The sequence below is a fragment of the Streptomyces sp. NPDC051207 genome (assembly GCF_040682395.1).
GTDB lineage: Bacteria > Actinomycetota > Actinomycetes > Streptomycetales > Streptomycetaceae > Streptomyces.
This window is the reverse complement of sequence record NZ_JBFBAX010000002.1, coordinates 216,623-238,499: the sequence shown is the minus strand read 5'-3', so window position 1 is coordinate 238,499 and position 21,877 is coordinate 216,623. Positions and strand designations below refer to the sequence as shown.

Here is a 21,877-nt window from a genome sequence, read left to right as displayed (position 1 = left end):
GAACCGCCGGCGGCGCGTGTGGACTGTTGTGTGGCATATGTGTCAAATGTGGTACTCGCGCGCAGGAGCCGCTCCCATGCGACTCGTCACTCGCAGGACAGCGAGGAGAGGAACCGCGTCATGACCACACATTCGCGCCGCACAGGCGCCCGCAGTCCCGTGCAGCAAGCCGCCATGCTCGTGGGTGCGGTCTTCCTGCTGGTGGGCATCCTGGGCTTCATCCCGGGCATCACCACGAAATACAGCACGATGGAGTTCGCCTCGCACGAGTCGGGCGCCATGCTGCTCGGGATCTTCCAGGTGTCGATCCTGCACAACCTGGTGCATCTGGCCTTCGGCATCGCCGGTCTGGCGCTTGCCCGCACCGCCGCAGGGGCGTACTCCTACCTGCTGGGCGGTGGAGCCATCTACCTGGTGCTGTGGATCTACGGTCTGGTCGTCAGCCACGGCAGCGACGCCAACTTCGTGCCGTTCAACGACGCCGACGACTGGCTGCACTTCGTGCTGGGCATCGCCATGATCGGTCTCGCCCTCCTCCTCGGCCGGCGTCTCTCCCGCACCGTCGATCGCTGAAGGCCGGCCGCGAGGCAGGAACACCTGTCCCGTCCCGACTCCGGGCTGGTAGCGGCGCTGCCGGGAGTCGGGCGGTTGTCCACAGGCCCGTCCGCGGATCACAGGGTCCTGCCAGACTTGCGTGATGGCCGAGCGCACGACCGGAACCAGGACCCTCGACGCCGCGGCAGCGGCACCCGACCCACCCCGCCTCGCATGGCGCAAGCACATGAGACAGCGCGTACTGGACGCCGCACGCCAGCCGTCCTGCGCCTCCGGCCGGGACCGGGTGGAGCCGGTCAGCCGTGGCGGCGGCCGAGGTGTCCCGCTCCTCGGTCTACAAGGAGTCCGCAACCGCGCGGGCCTCGGCCACCCCCTGGTGGTCAGGGAGACGCACGAGTTCCTGGAGGGCGTGGCGCCCGCCCTCTACCCCGGCCTCCCGGACACACCCGTGCCTCGCTGGAGGAGGCGGTCCGTGTCGTCCTCACCGAGGCCCACCGCAATCCCCTCGTACGGGCGGTCGTCATGGCTGCCCGGGAGGGCTGCGACAGCCTGCCCTACCTGACCGCCCGCGCGGACCCGATCTTCGGCGCGGCCCGGGGCATGCTGCGCGCGTGGCTCACGGAGCGCTTCCCGGACCGGGACGAGAATCTCGTCGACATGGCGGCGGACATCACCGTGTGCATGACCATCAGCCATCTCGTCCCGCCCGGCGCGGACCCCCCGATCACCGCGGAGCGGCTCTCCCGGGGGTGCTGAAGGTGCTGCGGTAGGACCCGGGCCCGGCGGCGTCGCCATCCGGGGCGGTCGGCCGGGGCGTAAGGCGAGGACCCCGGGTTACTCGGCGGGTATGGCCAAACTGCATCTTCCAGGACGAAAAGAACACCACGACACCGAGGAGGAGCGGGCTTCCGAGCAGGCCGGACCCGGGCCCGAGGTCGAGCGGCGGGCGCCGGACGCCCCGACCAAGATGCCCAAGGGGGCGTGGGGCAAAGTGCTCAAGGGCACGCTGCGGGAGTTCAAGGACGACGAGCTGACCGACCGCGCCGCGGCCCTCACGTACTACGGGGTGCTGGCGTTGTTCCCGGCGCTGCTGGCACTGGTCTCCCTGCTGGGCATCGCCGGCGAGTCCGTCACCGACCGGGTGATGGAGAACCTCCAGCAGTTCGCTCCGGGCGCCGCGCGCACCATCATCACCGGGGCCGTGGAGCAGTTGCAGGGCAACGCCGGGGTCGGCTCGGTCATGGCGATCGTCGGCCTGGTGCTGGCGATCTGGTCGGCGTCCGGCTACGTCGCGGCCTTCATCCGCACCTCGAACGCCGTCTACGACATGCCCGAGGGCCGGCCGGTCTGGAAGGTCCTGCCGGTGCGGCTCGGCGTGACGGTCGTGCTGATGGTGCTGGCCGTGATCAGCGCGCTGATCGTCGTCTTCACCGGCGGCCTGGCCCAGCAGGCCGGAACCACCCTCGGTATCGGCGACACGGCGCTGACGGTGTGGTCGATCGCCAAGTGGCCGGTGCTCGTGCTCCTGGTCACCGTCATGATCGCCATCCTGTACTGGGCGAGTCCGAACGCCAAGGTGAAGGGATTCAGGTGGATCACCCCGGGCAGCTTCCTGGCCCTGGTGATCTGGATGATCGCCTCCGCCGGGTTCGCGTTCTACGTCGCCAACTTCGCCTCGTACAACAAGACCTACGGCACGATGGCCGGCGTCATCGTCTTCCTGGTGTGGCTGTGGATCACCAACCTGGCGATCCTGCTGGGCCTGGAGTTCGACGCCGAGACCGTGCGGCAGCGGGCCATCGCCGGTGGGCATCCGCCGGAGGCCGAGCCGTACACGCAGCCGCGCGACACCCGGAAGTGGGACGAGGAGGATCGGCGCCGGCTCGACGACGGCGGTCCCTGATCGCTTCGCCGATACCGGGTGTGTTCCGTGATCCTCGGGATACCCGCAGGTCATGGGGTTGCTGACAGAGGTACGTGAAACTGATCGGCGTATGGCGCAGCGGCTGGCCGCATGGACCTCTTCCGGCGCCCACAAAACGCTGTCGGCGGTGGAGGAGGCGGCGGAGGGCTCCAAGCTGTGGTGCGGTGCCGCCGTGCTGATGGCATGGCGGGGCGGCCTGCGCGGACGCAAGGCCGCAGCGGCGGGTCTGGCGGCGGTGGCCGTGGCGCAGTTCGTGTCCAACGGTCTGGTCAAGCAGCTGGCCGACCGTCCCCGGCCGCCGAAGGAGTGGTTTCCGCACGACGAGGTCGAGGACCGGCCCGACTCCTCCTCCTTCCCCTCCGGGCACACCGCGGCGGCGGTCGCCTACACCGCCGCAGTCGCCCCGATATGGCCGTTGGCCGGCGCGCTGTGCGCGGTGCCGGCCGCCATGGTGGCCGTCGAGCGGGTGCAGAGCGGCGCCCACTACCCCAGTGACGTGGCCACGGGCGCCGTCGTCGGCCTGGCCGGCGCCTGGCTGGCCCGCCGGGCCCCGGGGTTCGTCCTGCGTCGTTACGTGAAGCCGACCTGATCCGGTCTTTTCGGGGTACTCGCGCCTCCAAGGCGTGAAACGGGCCTCTCGGGGCCCGGATCGACGCGTCAACGACGCGGCAAGGACGCGAACGACGCGGCAAGGACGCGAACGACGTACCAACGACGCGGAAGACGGGAGGTGATCGTCGTGTCGAATGCACAACCGCCCTACGCCGGAGCCGGCCGGGACACGCACCGCTCCGGCGACGAGCCGGTGAGTGAGCTGGTGCAGCGGGCTTCGCAGCAGCTGACGGAGCTGGTGCGCGGCGAGATGAGGCTGGCACAGGCGGAGATGAAGGAGAAGGGCAAGCGCTACGGCAAAGGCGGCGGCCTGTTCGGCGGTGCCGGCGTCGTCGGCTTCCTGACCCTCGAGGCTCTCGTGGTCACCGCCATCGCCGCCCTCGCGGTGCCGCTGAGTGTGTGGGCCGCGGCACTGATCGTCACCGCCGTACTCGGCCTGATCACCGCGGTCCTGGCCCTCAGCGGCAAGAAGCAGATCAAGGAGGGCGCACCGCCCACCCCCGAGCAGACCATCGGCAGCGTCAAGGCCGACGTCGCCGAGATCAAGGAGAGTGCACAGCGATGACCCAGCGGCCCCAGGACAAGTCGACCGGCGCCGGCCCCGAGCAACTGCGCGAGCAGGTCGAGGAGACCCGCCAGGAGCTCGGGAAGACCGTCGAGGCGCTGGCGGCCGAGGCGGACGTCAAGGCCAAGGCCCAGGAGAAGGCCGCCCAGGCCAAGCAGCAGGCCGCCGCCAAGGCCGAGCAGCTGAAGGCCAAAGCGTCCGACGTCGCGCACCAGGTGCAGGACCGGCTGCCCGACCCGGTGAAGGACAAGGCGGCCCAGGCCGCGGAGCAGGCCCGGGCCAGGGCCACCCAGGCCGGTCAGCTGATCCAGGAGAAGGCACCGGAACCCGTGCGGGACAAGGCGGCCCAGGGGGCGCAGATGGCGCGGGACAACCGCGGCCTGCTGCTCGCGGCTGCTGCCGGCGCGGCCCTGGTGTGGCTGGTGTACCGCAGGAAGGAGTGAGCGGTGAAGGCCTCGAAGATCGCTTACAAGCCGGTCGGTCTCGCGCTGGGAGCGGTCAGCGGCATGCTCGCCGGCGCCCTGTTCAAACAGGCGTGGAAGATGATCGGCCACGACGAGGACGCGCCGGACGCCACGGACGAGGAGCGCGGCTGGAGCGAGGTGCTGCTCGCCGCCACCCTCCAGGGTGCGATCTTCGCCGGGGTGAAGGCCGCCGTCGACCGGGCCGGGGCCGCCGCCACGCGCGGGACGACCGGGACGTGGCCCGGCTGACGAGCGTCTTGCCCGGCTGACGCCCACCTGATGTGGCCGACGCAGCCGACGGGCGACCGGGGCGGACCGCGGGAGTACGGACGTACTCCCGCGGTCCGCCCCGCTGGTCTGGCCTCATGGCACGTGGCGGCACGCGCGCGCCCATCGCCTCTCCATTGACATGCCCGCTGCAAGTCACGATGCTGGAGAGCGCTCTCATCATCATGCCCCCGGCGTGGAAGTGCAGGTGCGTGCCGTGCGACTGAGACTCTCCCGCCGCCTTGCAGGCCTGGCGGCCTTCCTCCTGGCAGGCGTCCTCGCCGCCGGGATGTCGCTGACCTCCGCCCAGCCCGCCCAGGCGGGGCAGACCTCACTGCGGGCCGCCGACCCGAGTGTCCTGCGCGTCGGCGGCACCTACATCTCCGTGCAGTCGACCGGCACGGGCATCGTCGTACGGCAGGCCGCTTCGACGGACGCGCTGGCCTCCGCGCCAGCCCGGCAGGTCTGGTGGGACACCCGCAACCTCGGGGAGGTCTGGGCTCCGGAGATCGTGCGGGACGGCGGCCGCTACTACATCTACTTCGCGGCGGGCCGCGGCGCCGCCCACCGGATGTACGTCATCAGCTCCACGGCGCCGGACGCCGGATACACCACCGAGACGAAGCTGGCCCTGCCCGACGACAAGTGGGCCATCGACGGGACGCTGTTCACCTTCAACGGCCAGCGCTGGTTCGTCTGGTCGGGCTGGGCCGGTGACACCGACGTCGAGCAGAACCTCTACATCGCCCGGATGAGCAGCCCCACCACGCCGACCGGCGCGCGGTACATCATCTCGCAGCCGCGCGAGAGCTGGGAGCGGGTCGTCGGCACCCCGTACATCAACGAGGCCCCCGAGGCGATCAAGGACCCGAACGGCCAACTGCACATCGTCTACTCGGCCAACGGCAGCTGGAGCGACCAGTACTGCCTCGCCGACCTGAGGCTGCGGGCCGGCGGCGACCCGACGTACGTGTGGGACTGGTACAAGTCCAACGGCTGCCTGTTCGGCTCCAACCCCGCGACGATGATGCGCGGCTGGGACCCGACGCTGTACGTCAACGGCCCCGGCCACCACACCTTCGTGCTGCTCGACGGCGACATCAACACGAGCCCGCCGGCCGGTCCGCGGTTCCCGCTGATGTTCCACGCGGTGCCGAAGGGCACGCCGTACACGTGGGAGAACCGGTACTGGTACACGGGCACGTTCTGCTGGTGGGGCAACACCACGTACAGCCGGGCCAACGTGCCGGGTGCGCACACCAACACGGGCTGGAGCCTGAAGTTCTTCGAGTAGTGGTTACGGGCGCGGGCCGGTCGCCGATGCGGTGAACGCGGTCCAGGCCTCGGGAACGTGCCGCGAACGCCGTTCCGCGCGGCCGTGTTCCCGGGCGGGGCTGCGCCCTGTTCCTGTCGTACGACGAGCGGCGACACGTCGTCCGGGCCGAGGTGGCCGACACGCGTCCCGTGCGGCCGGCCGGTGTCGCCCGGGTCCGCTCCCGCCGCCGACGCCGAGCACGGCCGGTGCCGCTCCTCGCCGACGCGCTCGTGCCGCGGTGGGGCGCCCCGGACCGGGCCGGCCCCGGCAAGACGGTGTGGGCCGAGTGCACGACGGCCGTGCCGGTGCGGCGCGGCGTGCGCCGGGGAGGCGGCGGCAAGCCGCATGATCCAGGGACAGACACGCGCCGGGTGCCGGACTCCCCGGCCGAGGGACACGACCGCGGGAGACGGAAGCCGACATGAACCCCTCACCCGACCTGAAGACACGCGCGGAGGTCATCGACGCCTACCGGGCTCAACTGCGGGCGATGACCGAGGGTGACACGGACGCCCTGGACGCCCTGCTCGACGCCGGATTCACCCTCACCGACATCACGGGGCGTGAGCACTCCAAGGAGGAGTGGATCGCCCAGATCCGGACCGGGGAGTTCGTCTGTCACGGGGTCGAGGAGAAGACCGTGACCGTTAACGCCGATGCCGACGGCGGCACCGCGCGCCTGGTCGGGCGGATCATCGCGGACGCGGACCTGCACGGCTCGCACGCGGACTGGCGGCTCCAGCTGACCACGGCCTACGCCCGCGTGGGCGGCGACTGGATCGCGCTGCGTTCCGTCACCCGCAACTGGTGAGCCGGCGGTCGCGGTCGGCATGCCGGGCGAGGGGGACAGGGGCCGGTGGCCGGTGGCGGGCTCCCTGATATTCCCTGACCGCCCCGCCCCCGAGCCCGGCCCTCGCCCCCGCATCTGGAACCGCCGGAAACCGGGGCCCCTCGGTGATCCGACGACGGCCCGCCCACCGGCTGCCCGGCCCCGTCGCCGTAGCACTCGTGCGAGGGGAAAATCCCGGACGGCGACCTTCTTTTGCGACTCCTTTACAGTAGGTGGGGAGACAGGCGATCCTGCGAACAGCGGCGTTCCTGTCGTGTGAGTGTGTGAGCGTTCGAAGAAGGAGCGACGGTCCCCCCATGGGTGAGCCTCCCAGTCCCAGCCGTGCCCATCCCCGCGGTCCACGGCCCGTGGCCGCGCCGGAAGCGGGGGTGGCACGGTGACCCAGGTTTTGCTGCTTGTGCTCGCCCTGCTGCTGACCCTCGCCTGCGCGGTGTTCGTGGCGGCCGAGTTCTCCCTGACCACCGTCGAGCGCGGCGACCTGGAGCGGGCCGCCGAGGCCGGTGAGCGCGGCGCCGACGGCGCCCTGAAGGCCGTACGGCGGCTCACCTTCCAGCTGTCCGGCGCCCAGCTCGGCATCACCGTCACCTCGCTCGTCATCGGCATGCTCGCCGAGCCGTCCCTCGCCGCGCTCCTCGGCGGACCGCTCCGGGCGGCCGGTCTCGGCGGGGCCGCCTCGTCCGTGGCGACCGTGCTGGGCGTGCTCGTGTCGACCGTCGTGCTGATGGTCGTCGGCGAGCTGGTCCCGAAGAACTGGGCGATCTCCCGGCCGCTGGCCGTCGCCAAGGTCGTCGCCGGGCCGCAGCGCGGCTTCACCGCCGCCTTCGGGCCCCTCATCCGGCACCTCGACAACACCGCCAACCGCTGCGTACGACGGTTCGGACTCGAGCCCGCCGAGGAGCTGGCCTCCGCCCGCAGCCCCGAGGAACTGGTCGCGCTCGCCCGGCACTCCGCCGCCGAGGGCGCCCTGGAGGCCGACTCCGCCGAACTCTTCGTCCGCACCCTGCACCTCGGCGAGCTGACCGCCGAGAACGTCATGACGCCCCGCGTGGACGTCAAGGCCCTGGAGGCGCACGCCACGGCCGCCGACGCCGCCAACCTGTCGCACGCCACCGGCCTGTCCCGCTTCCCGGTCTACCGCGGCAGCCTGGACGAGGTGATCGGCTCCGTCCACATCCGCGACGTCCTCGCCCTGGAACCCGCCCGCCGGGCCTCCACCCCCGTCACCGAACTGGCCACCGAACCGCTGCTGGTGCCCGACACCCTGACCGCCGACCGGCTCCTGGAACGCCTGCGCGCCGCCCGCACCATGGCCGTCGTCGTGGACGAGTACGGCGGCACGGCCGGCGTCGCCACCGTGGAGGACATCGTCGAGGAGGTCGTCGGCGAGGTCCGCGACGAGCACGACCCCGACGAGGCCCCCGGCCTGTCACCCACCCAGGCCACCGGGGACGGCCGGACCGTCTGGGAGGCCGACGGCAGCGTACGGCTCGACGAACTCGCCGCCGTCGGACTCCCCGCGCCCGACGGCCCCTACGAGACGCTGGCCGGGCTGATCGCCACCCGCCTGGCCCGCATCCCCGCCAAGGGTGATCTCGTCGCCCTCGACGGCTGGGAGCTGGAGGTCCTGGCGGTCGAGCACCACCGCGCCGACCGCGTCCGCATCGCCGCGCCCCGCCCCGCCGCGCGGCAGCTCGCGCAGGAGGCCCGATGACCGCGATCCAGCTCGCCGTCGGCGCGCTCACCCTGCTCACCAACGCGTTCTTCGTCGGCGCAGAGTTCGCCCTCGTCTCGGTGCGGCGCAGCCAGATCGAGCCCCGCGCCCAGGACGGCGACAAGCGGGCCCGGGCGACCCTGTTCGCGCTGGAGCACCTCTCCGCGATGATGGCCACCGCCCAGCTGGGCATCACCGTGTCCTCGCTGGTGCTCGGCGCCGTCGCCGAACCCGCCATCGCCCGTCTGCTGGAGCCCGGCTTCGAGGCCGCGCACCTGCCGCACGGGCTGGTGCACCCGGTCGCCTTCGTGATCGCGCTGACGGTGGCGACGTATCTGCACATGCTGGTCGGCGAGATGGTGCCGAAGAACATCGCCCTCGCCGCCCCCGTCCCCAGCGCGCTGGCCCTCGCCCCGGCGCTGGTGGCGCTCACCCGCGCGTTCCGGCCCGTGATCTTCGGGATCAACGCCTTCGCCAACGCGCTGCTGAAGCTGCTCAGGGTCGAGCCGAGGAACGAGGTCGGGGCCGTGTTCACCGACGACCAGCTGGCCCGCATGGTGGTGGACTCCAGCCAGGCCGGACTGCTCACCCCCGCCGACGGCGAGCGGCTCCGGGACGCCCTGGAACTGGGCACCCGGCCCGTCGGCGAGATCCTCGTGCCGGTGCAGCGGATGCACACCGTCGGCGCCACCGTCACCCCGGCCGAACTGGAACGTACGGCGGCCCGCGCGAACCTGTCCCGCTTCCCCGTCACCGACGCCGACGGCACCCTCCTCGGCTACCTGCACATCAAGGACACCCTCGGCGTCACCGACCGCGACCGGCCGTTCCCGCGCAGCGCGCTGCACCGGGTCACCCGGGTCCGCATCGACACCCCGCTGGACGACACGCTGACCGCGATGCGCTCCGACGGCGGGCATCTCGCCGCCGTGCTCGGCGAGAGCGGCAAGGTCATCGGGTTCGTGACGATGGAGGACGTCCTGACGGAACTCGTGGGCCCGGCCCCGGCGGGACGGCCCTGACCCGGAGCCCGTCCGGCCCGCCCGGCGCGAAAGTGACGGTTGTGACGGTCGCGCACCGTGTCGCAGTTGGGCCGTACGGGTGACGTGCCGTAAGAATTGGCTGATGCAGGCAATGGAGGCGAATCGGAACGGGGGGAGCCGGTGAACAGCCACGACGTCACCGATGAACAGTGGGAAGGGCTCGCCCAGGTCGTTCCGCTGCGCGGCCGGGACGCCTGGCCGTCCTCCGTGGACCACCGCGCGCTGCCCGACGACGAGACGGAGACGCGCCGCCGGTTCGTCGTGCTGCGGGTCAACGTCTTCGCGGACGCCCGCGAGGTCGCCGAGACGCTGATGGGGGGCGTCCCCGTGCTGCTCGACCTGACCGGCGCGGAGCCGGACGTCGCCAAGCGGGTCCTCGACTTCAGCACCGGCGTCGTCTTCGGCCTCGCCAGCGGGATGCACCGCGTCGACCGGAACGTGTTCCTGCTGACGCCGGCCGGGACCGAGGTGACGGGGCTGATGGAGGGCGCGGCGGTACCGGGGGTGTGAGTGCGCGGGCGCGTGAGGTGCCGGTGGTACACCTGGAGCCGTGACCGATCTCCGACTCGCCCGGCTCCAGGAACGGCTCGCGCAGTTCGCGGCGGCCCGCAACTGGCAGCCCTACCACACCCCCAAGAACCTCGTCGCCGCGCTCAGCGTCGAGGCCTCCGAACTCGTCGAGATCTTCCAGTGGTTGACGCCCGAGGAGTCGGCGCGCGTGATGGCCGACCCGGACACCGCGCACCGTGTCACGGACGAGGTCGCCGACGTGCTCGCGTATCTGCTCCAGCTCTGCGACGTGCTCGGCATCGACCCGCTGGCGGCGCTCGACGCGAAGATCGACCGCAACGAACGGCGGTTCCCCGTCCCCGGCGAGGAGTCCTAGCGGCGGAACGGCAAACTCCGTTATCACACTGGGTGATGGAAAAACCCTCGGCTCTCGACTTCTTGTCCGAAGATTTCCGTCTTCCTCTAGCTTTTCGCCCCAAGCTCACTCACTCTGGGTAGTGGACGGTGGAGTTCGGGCGGACGCGCGGGCAGCGCGTCGGGACAGACGGGGGCAGCGCATGGACGCGACGCGGCTCATCCTGACGAGCAGGCGTGCCCTGGCGGCGAGCGGGGACGTGCCGGAGGTGCTGGCGGAGGTGTGGCAGGCGCAGGCCCTGGCACAGGCGATAGGCAGTCGGCTGGCGGTCGCCGGACCGCCCGAACTGCGCGGCGAAGCACTGGGACTGACGGAGCTGGCGGGCCGCGGCTGCGGGGTGCTCACCCGGCCCGAGCTGGGCCCGGGCGAGCTGCTGGCGGCCCAGCTCACCGAACTGGGCGACGCGCGGCTGGCGTTGACGCGGCTCGGCGGGTTACTGGGCGAGATAGGCATGGCTCTCGTCGGCATAGCCTGCGCCGCCGACGACGAAGGCACGTACTGGCAGTGCATGGAGGCCATCGACGCGGCCGACGAGTCACGGGACCGGGTGCGGGAGATGCTGCGAAGACTGGCGGACCGGGAGCCGGCGGACCGGGAGGAGGTGCCGGCGGTGGTGTTGCCGGCCGTGCCACGGGAGGGCCTGCTGCCGGAGGTCTACCGGGAGCCCATGCTGCCGCAGCGCGAGGCGGGCTGAACGCGCGCGGCTGGTGGCCGACCTGCGGTGGGTGGCTCCGCCTGTGGCCGGGGTGGGACGCCTGCGGTGGGTGGTTCCGCCTGTGGCCGGTGGGTGGCTTGCCCGCGGCAAGTGGTTGTCCGCCGGTGGCCGGTGCTGCCCCTGGGGCACGCCCGCCTCCGGGGTGCCCCGGCTGTGGCCGCCGTCCGCCTGCGGCTGGTGGCTCCGCCGGCGCCCGGGGTGGCCTGCCTGCGGCTGGGTGGTTCCCCCTACGGCTGATGGCGGCCCCCGTGCCCGCGCCGGCGGCCGGGTCGCCGGCCCGGCTGCCACGCGGGCGCCAGTCCTCCCGGGCCCGGCTGCCACGCTGGCGTCAGTCCTCCCGGGCCCTCAATGCCCCCGTGCCTGTCGGCGACTGGGTCGCCGGCCCGGCTGCCACGCGGGCGTCAATTCCCCCGGCCCGGCTGCCACGCCGACGCCAGTGCCCCCGCGGCCACCCGGCATGCGGGCGCCGGTGATCACCCGCCGCCCTGACGCCCCGCGGGATTTCACCCGTCCGGGGCCCCGCGCGGGCGGGGTCCGCCGGACCGGCACGGGGTGGCAGCGGGCAGGATGGGGGGTATGGATCTGCGTATCTTCACCGAGCCCCAGCAGGGGGCCACCTACGACACCTTGCTCACCGTCGCCAAGGCCACCGAGGACCTCGGCTTCGACGCCTTTTTCCGCTCCGACCACTATCTGCGCATGGGATCGGTGGACGGCCTGCCCGGCCCCACCGACGCCTGGATCACCCTCGCCGGACTCGCCCGCGAGACCAGCCGCATCCGCCTCGGCACGCTCATGACCGCAGGAACCTTCCGGCTGCCCGGCGTGCTCGCCATCCAGGTCGCGCAGGTCGACCAGATGTCGGGCGGCCGGGTCGAACTGGGCCTGGGCGCAGGCTGGTTCGAGGAGGAGCACAAGGCGTACGGCATTCCGTTCCCCAAGGAGAAGTTCGCCCGGCTGGAAGAGCAGCTGGAGATCATCACCGGCCTGTGGGAGACCAAGGTCGGCAAGACCTTCGACTTCCACGGCACGTACTACGACCTCACCGACTCGCCCGCGCTGCCCAAGCCCACCCAGGCGAAGATCCCGGTGCTCATCGGCGGTCACGGCGCCACCCGCACCCCGCGGCTCGCCGCGCGCTACGCGGACGAGTTCAACATCCCGTTCGCCTCGGTCGAGGACAGCGAGCGCCAGTTCGGCCGGGTCCGCGCCGCGGCCGAGGCGGCCGGCCGCACCGACGAGCTGATCTACTCCAACGCCCTCGTCGTCTGCGTCGGCCGGGACGACCGGGAGGTCGCCCGCCGTGCCGCCGCCATCGGCCGCGAGGTCGACGAGCTGAAGCTGAACGGCCTCGCGGGTTCCCCGGCCGAGGTCGTCGACAAGATCGGCCGGTACGCGGAGATCGGCAGCAGCCGCATCTACCTCCAGATCCTCGACCTGGACGACCTGGACCACCTGGAGCTGATCTCCTCCCAGGTCCAGGCGCAGCTGCCGTAACACATCTCCCGGGCAGGGCGCCCCGCCACGACCGCCGGCCCGTCGGTCTCTCGAACAGAGACCGACGGGCCGGACTGTGACGGGCGACGGCCGACGGGCGGCGCGCCCGGCGTTGCTCAGGGCTTGACCACGACCGCCTGCGGGGCGGCCCCGTCCTCGCCGGACGGCGCGGACGGGACGATCCGGCCCGTGCACAGGCCCTTGGTGCGCAGCACCTTCGCTATGCCGGGGATCGCGGCGAGGGTGTCGGCCGACCAGTCGTGCAGGAGCATGATGCCGCCCGGCCGGAGCGTGGCCGCCGCGGCGACGATCTCCTCGGCCGAGGCGCCCGCCCAGTCGCGGGAGTCGACCGTCCACAGGACCTCGGTCAGGCCCAGCTGCCGCTGCTGCTCGCGCAGTTGGTCGTTCGTCTCGCCGTAGGGCGGGCGGAAGAGGGCCGGCGCGGTGCCGAGGATGCCGGTCAGGACCCGCTGCGTGTCGGCGATCTCGGCGTAGGCCTGGTCGGCGGGGAGCTGGGTCATGTGCGGGTGGGTGTAGCTGTGGTTGCCGACCCACATGCCGGCCGCGGTCTGGGCGCGGACGAGATCGGGGCGGGCCGCCGCGTTGGAGCCGGTGTTGAACATCGTGGCGCGCAGCCGGTTGGCGGTGAGCGCCTCGAGGAGCCGGGGCGTGCTCTCGGCGGGGCCGTCGTCGAAGGTGAGGGCGACGTGGCCGTTGCGGCAGACGCCGCGTGCGCCGGGGCCGTCGCCGGGAGCGGTGGCGTGGGCCGTGGCGGACGCACCGAGCGTGGCGAGGAGCGCGCTCGCGGTCAGGGCGACGAGGGAGAGCCTGGGGAGCTTGTGCATGTGGTACTCCGGAACGGGTCCCCCGTGAGGGGGCGCCTCACGGGGGACCCGGCTTGTGGGTGCGGACGTGCGGACGTGCGACGTGCGGGCGTGCGGGCTTGCGGACCTTCAGGAGGCGGTGCAGGTTCCGACGACGGGCGGTGTGCTGCTGCCGTTCTTCGCCACGGAGAAGCCGAAGCTCGTCGTGGCCCCGGCGGCGAGCGATCCGTTCCAGCTGGGCTTCATCGTCATGACGTTGCCGCTGCTGTCCCAGCTGGGCGTGCCGTTCCAGGTCGAGGTGACCTTCTGCGGCGCGGTGAACGTCACGGGGACGCTCCAGCCGCTGATGGCGGAGCTGCCCGCCTTGATGGTCACCTGGCCGTTGTAGCCGCTGTCCCATTCGGCGGTCTTGGTGTAGGTGGCCGTGCAGGCCCCGGGGGAGCCCCCGCCGCCGTCGTCGGGGGTGCCGCCGAGCGCCGCGATGACCGCGTGGTACGCCGGCTTCTTCTGGTAGTTCGAGTCGAACAGCAGCGGTGTGCCGCTCGCGCGCCACGAGTACTTGTCCGTGACGCCCCAGACCGTGATGCCGGTGCAGCGGGTGACGGCGAGGCACGCCTTCACGACGTTGCTGTAGCTGGTGGCCTGGGCGGTGCCGGAGCCCTCGATGTCCAGCTCGGTGATCTGCACGTCCACGCCGAGGTCGGCGAAGCGCTGGAGGTTGGCCTGGTAGTCGCTGGGGACCGGGGACTGGCTGTTGAAGTGGGACTGGAAGCCGACGCAGTCGATCGGGACGCCGCGGGCCTTGAAGTCCTTGACCATGTTGTAGACGGCATTGCTCTTCGCGTTGACGCCGTCGGTGTTGTAGTCGTTGTAGCAGAGCTTGGCGGCCGGGTCGGCGGCGCGCGCGGTGCGGAACGCCTCCTCGATGAAGCCGTTGCCGAGCTTGTCCTGGAAGGGTGAGCTGCGGCGGGCGCCGCTGGAGCCGTCCTGGAACGCCTCGTTGACGACGTCCCACGAGTGGATCTTGCCCTTGTACTGGCCCATGACCCGGTTGATGTGGTTGTTCATCGCCGAGCGCAGGTCGGTGGCGTTCAGGCTGCCGACCCAGCTGGGCAGCTGGGAGTGCCACACCAGGGTGTGGCCGCGCACCAGCATGTTGCGGCTCACCGCGTGGTTGACGATCTGGTCGGCGGCGCCGAAGGTGAACGAGTTGCGGGAGGGCTCGAGGGCGTCCCACTTCATCTCGTTCTCGGGCGTGACCTGGTTGAACTCGGTGTTGAGCGTGGTCACGTACGCGGCCTCGCTCAGGCGGTTGGCGGCGACCGCGGTACCGAAGTAGCGGCCCTTGGCGGAGGCCGCCGAGGCGAGGGTCGTCGCGGCGTCGGCGGTCCCGGCGAGCGCGGTGACGCCGGCCATGGCGAGCAGGCTCGCCATGCCGACGCCGAGAGCTCTGCGGGCCCGGGACGTACGGGTACTGCGTGCGGTGCTCATGGGCATGTCATCCCCTTCTGGGGGCCGTCGCCGGGTGGCGCGGCCTGCGAGCGGGAGGGCTGGATGAGCTGGTTCGTGCAAGACGAAAGTTTCGTATGCGTTTCCGAATTGCTGCGCAGAAGGTACGGCCGGGTGGTCGCGGGGTCAACCGGTCGCGCAGGAATCGCGGAGCGTCACGGGAGGCACGGAGCGGCTCTGCCGTCACGTTCGGCGGGGTCAGAGGCGGTCGGCACGGGGCCGCGGCGCGTCCCCGGGGTGGCTCGAAAGATTCGCCGCTCTCCCGGCCGCGGCGCGGCAGTGGCCGAGCCGGTCGGCCCGGGGGAGGCGCCCGGGCCCGTCACGCCCCCCGTGGCGGAGCCGTGCTCTGCCGGGTCACCAGGTGCGTCGCCAGCTCTATCCGCTGGGCCGCCTTGCCCGGGACGTCAGGGCGCAGCAGCATGCGGGCGGCCTCCTCGGCCATGTGGCGCAGCGGCTGGTGGACGGTGGTCAGCGGCGGGCTCGACCACTGGGCGAGCGGGACGTCGTCGTAGCCGACCACGGACAGGTCGTCCGGGACGCTCAGGCCCTTGAGGCGGGCCGCCTCCAGGACGCCGAGGGCCTGCAGGTCGCTGCCGGCGAAGATCGCGGTCGGCCGGTCCGGGCGGTCCAGCAGGTCCATGGCGTGCTCGAAGCCGCCCTGCACGTGGAAGTCGCCGAACCGCACCAGGCCGGCGTCTATCTCCAGGCCCGCCATGGCCATCGCCGAGCGGTAACCGTCGAGCCGCGCCAGCGAGCACAGCATGTCCTCGGGCCCGGTGATGATGGCGACGCGCTCGTGCTTGTGGTCGGTGAGGTGCCGGGTCGCCGCGAGGCCCCCGGCCCAGTTCGCGGAGCCGACGGACGGCACGTCGGGGTCGGGGTCGCCGGCCGGGTCGATGATGACGAACGGGATCGCCCGGGAGCGCAGCTGCCGCTTCACGTCCTCCGGGAGCGTGGAGAAGACCAGCACGACCCCCAGCGGCCGGCGCCGCAGCACCCCCTCGATCCAGTCGGGCGAGGGCGCGTGCCGCGTGCCGCTCTCGGTGAGGACCACGGTCGCCCGGTTCTCCTTGGCGACGTTCTCCACGCCGCGGATCAGCTCCATCGCCCAGATGCTGTCCAGCTCGTGGAAGACGAGTTCGATGAGCGGCGACCGGGACGCGCCCTGGGCGCGGCGGCGGTAGCCGTGGGTGTCGAGGATGCCCTCGACGCGGGCGCGGGTGGCGTCCGAGACATCCGAACGACCGTTCAGGACCTTCGAAACTGTCGCCAGCGAAACCCCGGCCTCTTTGGCCACCGCGGCCAGGGTGACCCTGCCGCCCACCTCGTCGTCATCCTGCATGCCCGCAGGATAGGCCACGCGTGCCGATAACGGTTTGGGCGACTCCGTGCAGGACCGTTGACCGAAACTCGGGTCTCCACCTACTGTCCCGGAGCATGGACTTTCGGCGAAGATGCCGAAACTTTCGAAAGGCGAACGATGAAGACACGTGCGCTGCCCAGACTGGTCGCCGCCTCAGCGACGCTCGCCCTCGCGCTGAGCCTGTCCGCCTGCGGTGACGGCGACGGTGGGGGCTCGTCGGACGACGGGAAGATCCATGTCCTCGTGTACGGGGACGCGAGCAACAAGGTCGAGAAGCAGATCGTCGACACGTTCAACAAGACGTCCGACGTGAAGGCGGTCCTCGACACCATTCCCGGTGCCGACTACCAGCAGAAGCTCCAGACGATCATCAACACTCCGCAGGCCCCGGACATCTTCTTCAACTGGGGCGGCGGCAGCATCCAGCCCTTCGTCAAGGCAGATCTGCTGATGCCGCTCGACGGCTTCATCAAGGACGACCCGGACCTGGAGAACAAGTTCCTGCCGTCCGTCTTCAACAGCGCGGTCGTGGACGGCAAGCCGTACGGCATCCCGATGCGCGGCACCCAGCCGGTCCTGCTGTTCCACAACAAGAAGGTCCTCGACAAGGCGGGCGTCCAGCCGCCGAAGACCTGGGACGAGCTGATCGCCGCGGTCAAGAAGCTCAAGGCCGAGGGCGTCACCCCCATCGCGCTCGGCGGCGGCGACCGCTGGCCGACCCAGATGTGGTTCCAGTACCTGTACGACCGCGTCGCCGGCCCCGGCCTCTTCCAGAAGGCCCTCGAAGGCGACAAGGAGGCCTGGAACAGCGCCGACAGCAAGAAGGCCCTGAGCATGCTCAGGGAGCTGATCGACGCCGGTGCCTTCGGCAAGAACTACGACTCCGTGAAGTACACCAACGGCGCCTCGCCCGCGCTGCTGGCCTCCGGCAAGGCCGGCTTCGAGCTCATGGGCTCCTGGTACTACGCCCAGCAGCAGGAGGACGCCCCGTCCTTCGCCAAGGACGGCCTCGGCTACAGCGCCTTCCCGACCGTCGAGGGCGGCAAGGGCGACCCGGGCAACGTCGCCGGCAACACCAACAACTTCTACTCGGTGCTGAAGAAGACCAAGCACCCCGAGGCCGTCGCCGAGTTCCTCAAGCTCATGTACTCGGACAAGTTCGTGAAGGCGCAGATGGCGATCGGCAACCTGCCGACCACCACCAACACCAAGAAGTTCCTGGACACCGCGGCCAGCCCCGAGTACTCCCGCTTCCAGTACGAACTGGTCGCCAAGGCCCCGTCGTTCCAGCTGTCGTGGGACCAGGCGTACCCGCCGTCCGCCATCACGCCGATCCACCAGGCCGTCCAGCAGTTCTTCAACGGCCAGATCGACGCCGACGGCTTCATCAAGGCCATGCAGGCCCTCCCGACCGAATGAACGGCTCATGACCACTCAGATCACGAGCCCGCCCACCGCCGCCGGGCCCCGCAAGCGGGCCCGGCGGCGGCCGGAAGGCTCCTACGTCGCCAACGTGGCACGCCCGGGATTCGCCTGGGCCCTGCCCGCCACGGTGTTCTTCGCCCTCTTCGCGATCGTCCCGCTGATCATGGTCGCGGTGCTGTCGTTCATGACCTGGAACGGCCTGGGCTCACCGGAGTTCGTCGGCCTGGACAACTGGTCGCGCATCGCCGACGACCCGGTGATGCTCAAGAGCATCTGGCTGACCCTGCTGCTCACGGCGCTCGGCGTGGTCATCCAGACGCCGCTGAGCATCGTGCTCGGCGTGTGGGCGGCGGGCCACCAGCGCAACCGCGCCGTGCTGTCCGTCATCTACTTCGTGCCGCTGCTGCTGTCCGCGACGGCCGTGTCGGTGCTGTGGCGGGCGCTGCTCGACCCGAACTTCGGCATCCCGGCCAGCGCCACCTGGCTGTTCGGCGACGGCAACCTCTTCGGTGAACAGGCCACCGCCATCGGGGTGCTGGCGTTCGTGAGCACCTGGCAGTTCACCCCGTTCCACACCCTGATCTACCAGGGCGCCGCCCGCGCCATCCCGAACGTGCTCTACCAGGCCGCGGAGATCGACGGGGCGGGCCGCTACCGGACGTTCTTCCACATCACGCTGCCCCAGCTGCGCAACTCGATGATCACCTCGATGATCCTGATGATCGTCGGCGGCCTGACCACGTTCGAGACGGTCCTCATCCTCACCCAGGGCGGACCCGGCACCGACACCACCATCAGCGCCTACTACATGTACCAGAAGGCCTTCAAGGGCTTCGACTTCGGCGCCGGCGCCGCCATCGCCCTCGCCCTGGTCGTCGCGGCCACCGTCATCTCGCTGATCGTCGTGCGCCTCTCCGGCTACGACAAGATGCGCAGCTCCATGGAGGGTGTGTCATGAGGCGCCGCCCCAACTACCTCGCCGGCGCCGGCTCGCTGTTCTGGCTGTTCCTGATCGGCATGCCGCTGTACGTGATGCTCGCCGCCACGGTGCGCACCCGCTCGGACTACGCCGAGAACGGCCCGGTGTCCATCCCGGACACCTTCACCCTGGACAACTACACGGGCGCCTTCGACAGCGGCTTCGGCAGGTACTTCCTCAACACGCTGCTGGTCACCGGGTGCGTCGTCGCGGTGGTGCTGCTGCTGGTCCCGCCGCTCGCCTACGCCATCGTCCGCAGCCGCAGCCGGGTCACCTCGCACGTGTTCCGGCTGTTCCTGCTGGGCCTGGCGATCCCGGCGCAGGCCGTCATCGTGCCGATGTTCTACCTGATCAGCGAGGCGGGCCTGTACGACAACCTCCTCGGTGTCATCCTGCCCACCGCGGCGTTCTGCCTGCCGATGTCGGCGCTCATCCTCAGCGGCGCCATGCGCGACATCTCCTCGGAGCTGTTCGAGGCGATGGCCATGGACGGCGCCACCCCGCGGCGGATGTTCTTCCAGCTCGTGCTCCCGCTCTCCCGCGGCGGGCTGTCCACGATCGTGGTGTTCTCCGCGCTGCAGGCCTGGAACGGCTTCCTGTTCCCGCTCGTCCTGACCCAGTCCGACTCCACCAAGGTCGTGACCCTGGGTCTTTACAACTTCCAGACCGAACACGGCATCGACATCCCCGGTCTGCTGGGAGCCGTGGTGCTGTCCATGGTGCCCGTCCTGCTCGTCTACCTGTTCGCCCGTCGCGCCCTGGTCCAGGGCCTGATGGGCGTCGGAGGAAAGTGACCGCCAACGTGGCCGTTGAGACCACCCCCGAAGTCCCCCTGTGGAACGACCCCGCCCACGACATCGACACCAGGGTCACCGCCCTGATCGACGCCATGACCCTCCAGGAGAAGATCGCCCAGCTCTACGGGGTCTGGGTCGGCGCCTCCGACGAGGGCGGCGAAGTGGCGCCCCACCAGCACGACATGGAGGAGGCCGTCGACCTCGACGCGCTGCTGCCGACCGGCCTGGGCCAGCTGACCCGCCCGTTCGGCACCGCCCCCGTCGACCCCGCGCTGGGCGCGCTGTCACTGCTGCGCACCCAGACCCGGATCGCCGCCGCGAACCGCTTCGGCATCCCGGCCGTCGCCCACGAGGAATGCCTGGCCGGCTTCGCCACCTGGGGCGCCACCGCCTACCCCGTGCCGCTGTCCTGGGGCGCCACCTTCGACCCGGAGCTGATCCGCCGCATGGCCGCCGCCATCGGCCGGGACATGCGTGCCGTCGGCGTCCACCAGGGCCTCGCCCCCGTCCTCGACGTGGTGCGCGACGCCCGCTGGGGCCGCGTGGAGGAGACCATCGGCGAGGACCCGTACCTCGTCGGCACCATCGGCACCGCCTACGTGCAGGGCCTGGAGTCCACCGGACTGGTCGCCACGCTCAAGCACTTCGTCGGCTACTCCGCCTCCCGCGCCGGACGCAACCTCGCCCCCGCCCCCATGGGCGCCCGGGAACGCGCCGACGTGCTGCTGCCCCCGTTCGAGATGGCGATCCGCGAGGGCGGCGCCCGCTCCGTCATGCACGCCTACACCGACACCGACGGCCTGCCCGCCGCGGCCGACGAGGACCTGCTGACCGGGCTGCTGCGCGACACCTGGGGCTTCGACGGCACGGTCGTCGCCGACTACTTCGGCATCGCCTTCCTCAAGACCCTGCACGGCATCGCCGGCGACTGGGCCGACGCCGCGGGCGCGGCGCTGCGGGCCGGCGTCGATATCGAACTGCCCACCGTGAAGACGTTCGGCGCGCCCCTGGTTGAGGCCGTCACCGCGGGCCGCGTCCCGGAGAGGCTCATCGACCGCGCGCTGCGCCGGGTGCTCACCCAGAAGGCCGCGCTCGGACTGCTCGACCCGGACTGGAACCCGGTGCCGGCCGCGCTCGACGGCGCCGACCTGGACGACCCCGACGCGCTGCGCGGCAGCATCGACCTGGACACGGCCGGCAACCGCGCCCTGGCCCGCGAGGTCGCGGAGAAGGCCGTCGTGCTGCTCACCAACGACGGTGTCCTGCCCCTGGACCGGCCGCGCCGCATCGCGCTCGTCGGCCCGAACGCCGTCGAGCCCACCGCCGTGCTCGGCTGCTACTCCTTCCCGCTGCACGTCGGCGTGCACCACCCGGAGTCCCCGGCCGGCATCGACCTGCCCACCCTGCGCGACACGCTCGCCGCCGAGTTCCCCGACGCCGAGATCACCGTCGTACGCGGCACCGGCGTCGACGACGGCGACGTCTTCGGCATCCCCGAGGCCGTGCAGGCGGCGCGCGACGCCGACGTGGTCGTCGCGGTCCTCGGCGACCGCGCCGGACTGTTCGGCCGCGGCACCAGCGGCGAGGGCTGCGACGCCGAGTCGCTCGCCCTGCCCGGCGCCCAGCAGCAGCTCCTCGACGCGCTGCTCGACACGCGCAGACCCGTCGTCACCGTGCTGCTCGCCGGACGGCCCTACGCCCTCGGCCGCGCCGTGGACGAGGCCGCCGCGATCGTGCAGTCCTTCTTCCCCGGCGTCGAGGGCACCGCCGCCATCGCCGGGGTGCTCAGCGGCCGCACCGAGCCCTGCGGGCGGCTGCCGGTCAGCGTGCCGCGCGGCCCGGGCGCCCAGCCGACGACGTACCTCGGCGCGCGGCTCGCGCACGCCAGCGAGGTGTCGAACATCGACCCCACCCCGGCGTTCGGTTTCGGCCACGGCCTGACCTACACGACGTTCGCGTGGAGCGAGCTGGCCGTGGACGCCGAAGAGGCCGCCACCGACGGCGAGTTCGGGCTCTCCCTGACCGTCCGCAACACGGGGGAGCGGCCCGGCACGGAGGTCGTCCAGCTGTACCTGCACGACCCGGTCGCCTCGGTCGTCCAGCCGGTCCAGCGCCTCGTCGGCTACACCCGCGTCCCGCTGGCCCCCGGCGAGTCCCGCCGCGTCCGCGTGACGGTCCCGGCGGACCTGGCGTCCTTCACGGGCCGCGACGGCCGCCGCGTGGTGGAGCCGGGCGAGCTGGAGCTGCGCCTGTCGGCCTCCAGCGCCGAGCCCCGCCTGACGGCCCGGGTCAGACTGACGGGCGAACCCCGGGAGGTGGACCACACACGGCGCCTCCACGCGACGTTCGCCTAGGACCTGTCGTTCGGATCGGCCTGGCGGTGACGCGCTGTGCCTCCGGGCCGACCCCGCGACGCCGGGGTGATCCAAACGACAGGCCCCAGGGGGAGGGCGGGCGCAGGCGGCACCCGCGAACGCCGGGCCGCGCAGCCCGGCGGCACCTGCGCCCACCCGCACCCGAAATCGACAGGCACCACG

21 protein-coding genes and 1 pseudogene are annotated in these 21,877 nt (G+C 71.6%); 19 read left to right on the top strand and 3 right to left on the bottom strand.

From position 1 onward, the window contains the following. Positions 1-120: 120 nt before the first annotated feature. The 15 genes and pseudogenes from AB0M97_RS02855 to AB0M97_RS02785 all read left to right on the top strand — a co-directional run bounded on the left by AB0M97_RS02855 (position 121) and on the right by AB0M97_RS02785 (position 12,443). Positions 121-573: a DUF4383 domain-containing protein gene (locus tag AB0M97_RS02855; RefSeq protein ID WP_365958897.1), complete on the top strand. Its 453-nt coding sequence runs from the start codon at positions 121-123 to the stop codon at positions 571-573. A gap of 195 nt (positions 574-768) precedes the next feature. After that, complete coding sequence (locus AB0M97_RS02850; RefSeq protein WP_365958896.1) at positions 769-1,311, top strand: hypothetical protein; 543 nt, start codon at positions 769-771, stop codon at positions 1,309-1,311. Positions 1,312-1,402: 91 nt separating this feature from the next. Further along, positions 1,403-2,458: a YihY/virulence factor BrkB family protein gene (locus AB0M97_RS02845; protein WP_365958894.1), complete on the top strand. Its 1,056-nt coding sequence runs from the start codon at positions 1,403-1,405 to the stop codon at positions 2,456-2,458. Positions 2,459-2,549: 91 nt separating this feature from the next. Continuing rightward, positions 2,550-3,068 (top strand): phosphatase PAP2 family protein, encoded by a 519-nt coding sequence (locus AB0M97_RS02840; protein WP_365958893.1) that lies wholly within the window; start codon positions 2,550-2,552, stop codon positions 3,066-3,068. A gap of 216 nt (positions 3,069-3,284) precedes the next feature. Further along, a complete protein-coding gene (locus AB0M97_RS02835; RefSeq protein ID WP_365959033.1) occupies positions 3,285-3,656 on the top strand; it encodes a phage holin family protein in 372 nt (123 codons plus the stop codon). After that, positions 3,653-4,099 (top strand): DUF3618 domain-containing protein, encoded by a 447-nt coding sequence (locus tag AB0M97_RS02830; protein WP_365958892.1) that lies wholly within the window; start codon positions 3,653-3,655, stop codon positions 4,097-4,099. The genes AB0M97_RS02835 and AB0M97_RS02830 overlap by 4 nt, the downstream gene beginning before the upstream one ends. A gap of 3 nt (positions 4,100-4,102) precedes the next feature. Then, positions 4,103-4,369, top strand: a complete 267-nt coding sequence (locus AB0M97_RS02825) for a DUF4235 domain-containing protein (RefSeq protein WP_365958891.1) — start codon at positions 4,103-4,105, stop codon at positions 4,367-4,369. 241 nt (positions 4,370-4,610) lie between these two features. After that, a complete protein-coding gene (locus tag AB0M97_RS02820) occupies positions 4,611-5,681 on the top strand; it encodes a glycoside hydrolase family 43 protein (protein WP_365959032.1) in 1,071 nt (356 codons plus the stop codon). Between the two features lie 442 nt (positions 5,682-6,123). Next, the gene (locus tag AB0M97_RS02815; protein WP_365958890.1) at positions 6,124-6,513 is read left to right on the top strand and encodes a nuclear transport factor 2 family protein; all 390 of its coding nucleotides are present in this window, start codon (positions 6,124-6,126) and stop codon (positions 6,511-6,513) included. Between the two features lie 415 nt (positions 6,514-6,928). Continuing rightward, positions 6,929-8,263, top strand: coding sequence for a hemolysin family protein (locus AB0M97_RS02810; RefSeq protein ID WP_365958889.1), 1,335 nt, complete (start codon positions 6,929-6,931; stop codon positions 8,261-8,263). Continuing rightward, positions 8,260-9,285: a hemolysin family protein gene (locus AB0M97_RS02805; RefSeq protein ID WP_365958888.1), complete on the top strand. Its 1,026-nt coding sequence runs from the start codon at positions 8,260-8,262 to the stop codon at positions 9,283-9,285. Before AB0M97_RS02810 ends, AB0M97_RS02805 begins: the two co-directional genes overlap by 4 nt. A gap of 141 nt (positions 9,286-9,426) precedes the next feature. Next, a complete protein-coding gene (locus AB0M97_RS02800; RefSeq protein ID WP_365958887.1) occupies positions 9,427-9,816 on the top strand; it encodes a cell division protein SepF in 390 nt (129 codons plus the stop codon). Positions 9,817-9,856: 40 nt separating this feature from the next. After that, complete coding sequence (locus tag AB0M97_RS02795; protein WP_365958886.1) at positions 9,857-10,192, top strand: nucleotide pyrophosphohydrolase; 336 nt, start codon at positions 9,857-9,859, stop codon at positions 10,190-10,192. Positions 10,193-10,373: 181 nt separating this feature from the next. Next, a pseudogene (locus AB0M97_RS02790) lies at positions 10,374-10,814 on the top strand (DUF6099 family protein); the annotation flags it as partial. A 708-nt stretch (positions 10,815-11,522) separates the two neighbouring features. Continuing rightward, entirely contained in the window at positions 11,523-12,443 is a 921-nt protein-coding gene (locus AB0M97_RS02785) for an LLM class F420-dependent oxidoreductase (RefSeq protein ID WP_365958885.1), read from the top strand. A gap of 116 nt (positions 12,444-12,559) precedes the next feature. On the opposite strand, the gene AB0M97_RS02780 is transcribed toward AB0M97_RS02785, so the two are convergent. The 3 genes from AB0M97_RS02780 to AB0M97_RS02770 form a co-directional block, all read right to left on the bottom strand. Continuing rightward, positions 12,560-13,288: a polysaccharide deacetylase family protein gene (locus AB0M97_RS02780; protein WP_365958884.1), complete on the bottom strand. Its 729-nt coding sequence runs from the start codon at positions 13,286-13,288 to the stop codon at positions 12,560-12,562. Positions 13,289-13,396: 108 nt separating this feature from the next. Beyond that, positions 13,397-14,758 carry an endo-1,4-beta-xylanase gene (locus AB0M97_RS02775; RefSeq protein ID WP_365958883.1) on the bottom strand — a complete coding sequence of 454 codons (1,362 nt, stop codon included), beginning with the start codon at positions 14,756-14,758 and terminating at the stop codon, positions 13,397-13,399. 337 nt (positions 14,759-15,095) lie between these two features. Further along, complete coding sequence (locus AB0M97_RS02770) at positions 15,096-16,118, bottom strand: LacI family DNA-binding transcriptional regulator (protein ID WP_365958882.1); 1,023 nt, start codon at positions 16,116-16,118, stop codon at positions 15,096-15,098. A gap of 138 nt (positions 16,119-16,256) precedes the next feature. Here AB0M97_RS02770 and AB0M97_RS02765 point away from each other — a divergent pair, with 138 nt between their 5' ends. Genes AB0M97_RS02765 through AB0M97_RS02750 form a run of 4 tightly spaced genes read left to right on the top strand, consistent with a single transcriptional unit; the run spans position 16,257 to position 21,694 of the window. Further along, positions 16,257-17,558, top strand: coding sequence for an extracellular solute-binding protein (locus AB0M97_RS02765; RefSeq protein ID WP_365958881.1), 1,302 nt, complete (start codon positions 16,257-16,259; stop codon positions 17,556-17,558). 7 nt (positions 17,559-17,565) lie between these two features. After that, positions 17,566-18,522, top strand: coding sequence for a sugar ABC transporter permease (locus AB0M97_RS02760; RefSeq protein WP_365958880.1), 957 nt, complete (start codon positions 17,566-17,568; stop codon positions 18,520-18,522). Then, positions 18,519-19,337 carry a carbohydrate ABC transporter permease gene (locus AB0M97_RS02755; protein WP_365958879.1) on the top strand — a complete coding sequence of 273 codons (819 nt, stop codon included), beginning with the start codon at positions 18,519-18,521 and terminating at the stop codon, positions 19,335-19,337. Before AB0M97_RS02760 ends, AB0M97_RS02755 begins: the two co-directional genes overlap by 4 nt. After that, complete coding sequence (locus tag AB0M97_RS02750; RefSeq protein WP_365958878.1) at positions 19,334-21,694, top strand: glycoside hydrolase family 3 N-terminal domain-containing protein; 2,361 nt, start codon at positions 19,334-19,336, stop codon at positions 21,692-21,694. The genes AB0M97_RS02755 and AB0M97_RS02750 overlap by 4 nt, the downstream gene beginning before the upstream one ends. Positions 21,695-21,877 lie beyond the last annotated feature (183 nt).

What these genes read in the sequence shown, in the direction of transcription:
- AB0M97_RS02845 (WP_365958894.1), top strand. Translation starts at nt 1,403, where the DNA reads ATGGCCAAACTGCATCTTCCAGGACGAAAAGAACACCACGACACCGAG.
- AB0M97_RS02775 (WP_365958883.1), bottom strand. Translation starts at nt 14,758, where the DNA reads ATGAGCACCGCACGCAGTACCCGTACGTCCCGGGCCCGCAGAGCTCTC.
- AB0M97_RS02755 (WP_365958879.1), top strand. Translation starts at nt 18,519, where the DNA reads ATGAGGCGCCGCCCCAACTACCTCGCCGGCGCCGGCTCGCTGTTCTGG.
- AB0M97_RS02815 (WP_365958890.1), top strand. Translation starts at nt 6,124, where the DNA reads ATGAACCCCTCACCCGACCTGAAGACACGCGCGGAGGTCATCGACGCC.
- AB0M97_RS02780 (WP_365958884.1), bottom strand. Translation starts at nt 13,288, where the DNA reads ATGCACAAGCTCCCCAGGCTCTCCCTCGTCGCCCTGACCGCGAGCGCG.
- AB0M97_RS02770 (WP_365958882.1), bottom strand. Translation starts at nt 16,118, where the DNA reads ATGCAGGATGACGACGAGGTGGGCGGCAGGGTCACCCTGGCCGCGGTG.
- AB0M97_RS02760 (WP_365958880.1), top strand. Translation starts at nt 17,566, where the DNA reads ATGACCACTCAGATCACGAGCCCGCCCACCGCCGCCGGGCCCCGCAAG.
- AB0M97_RS02765 (WP_365958881.1), top strand. Translation starts at nt 16,257, where the DNA reads ATGAAGACACGTGCGCTGCCCAGACTGGTCGCCGCCTCAGCGACGCTC.
- AB0M97_RS02855 (WP_365958897.1), top strand. Translation starts at nt 121, where the DNA reads ATGACCACACATTCGCGCCGCACAGGCGCCCGCAGTCCCGTGCAGCAA.
- AB0M97_RS02805 (WP_365958888.1), top strand. Translation starts at nt 8,260, where the DNA reads ATGACCGCGATCCAGCTCGCCGTCGGCGCGCTCACCCTGCTCACCAAC.
- AB0M97_RS02830 (WP_365958892.1), top strand. Translation starts at nt 3,653, where the DNA reads ATGACCCAGCGGCCCCAGGACAAGTCGACCGGCGCCGGCCCCGAGCAA.
- AB0M97_RS02850 (WP_365958896.1), top strand. Translation starts at nt 769, where the DNA reads ATGGCGCAAGCACATGAGACAGCGCGTACTGGACGCCGCACGCCAGCC.
- AB0M97_RS02840 (WP_365958893.1), top strand. Translation starts at nt 2,550, where the DNA reads ATGGCGCAGCGGCTGGCCGCATGGACCTCTTCCGGCGCCCACAAAACG.
- AB0M97_RS02785 (WP_365958885.1), top strand. Translation starts at nt 11,523, where the DNA reads ATGGATCTGCGTATCTTCACCGAGCCCCAGCAGGGGGCCACCTACGAC.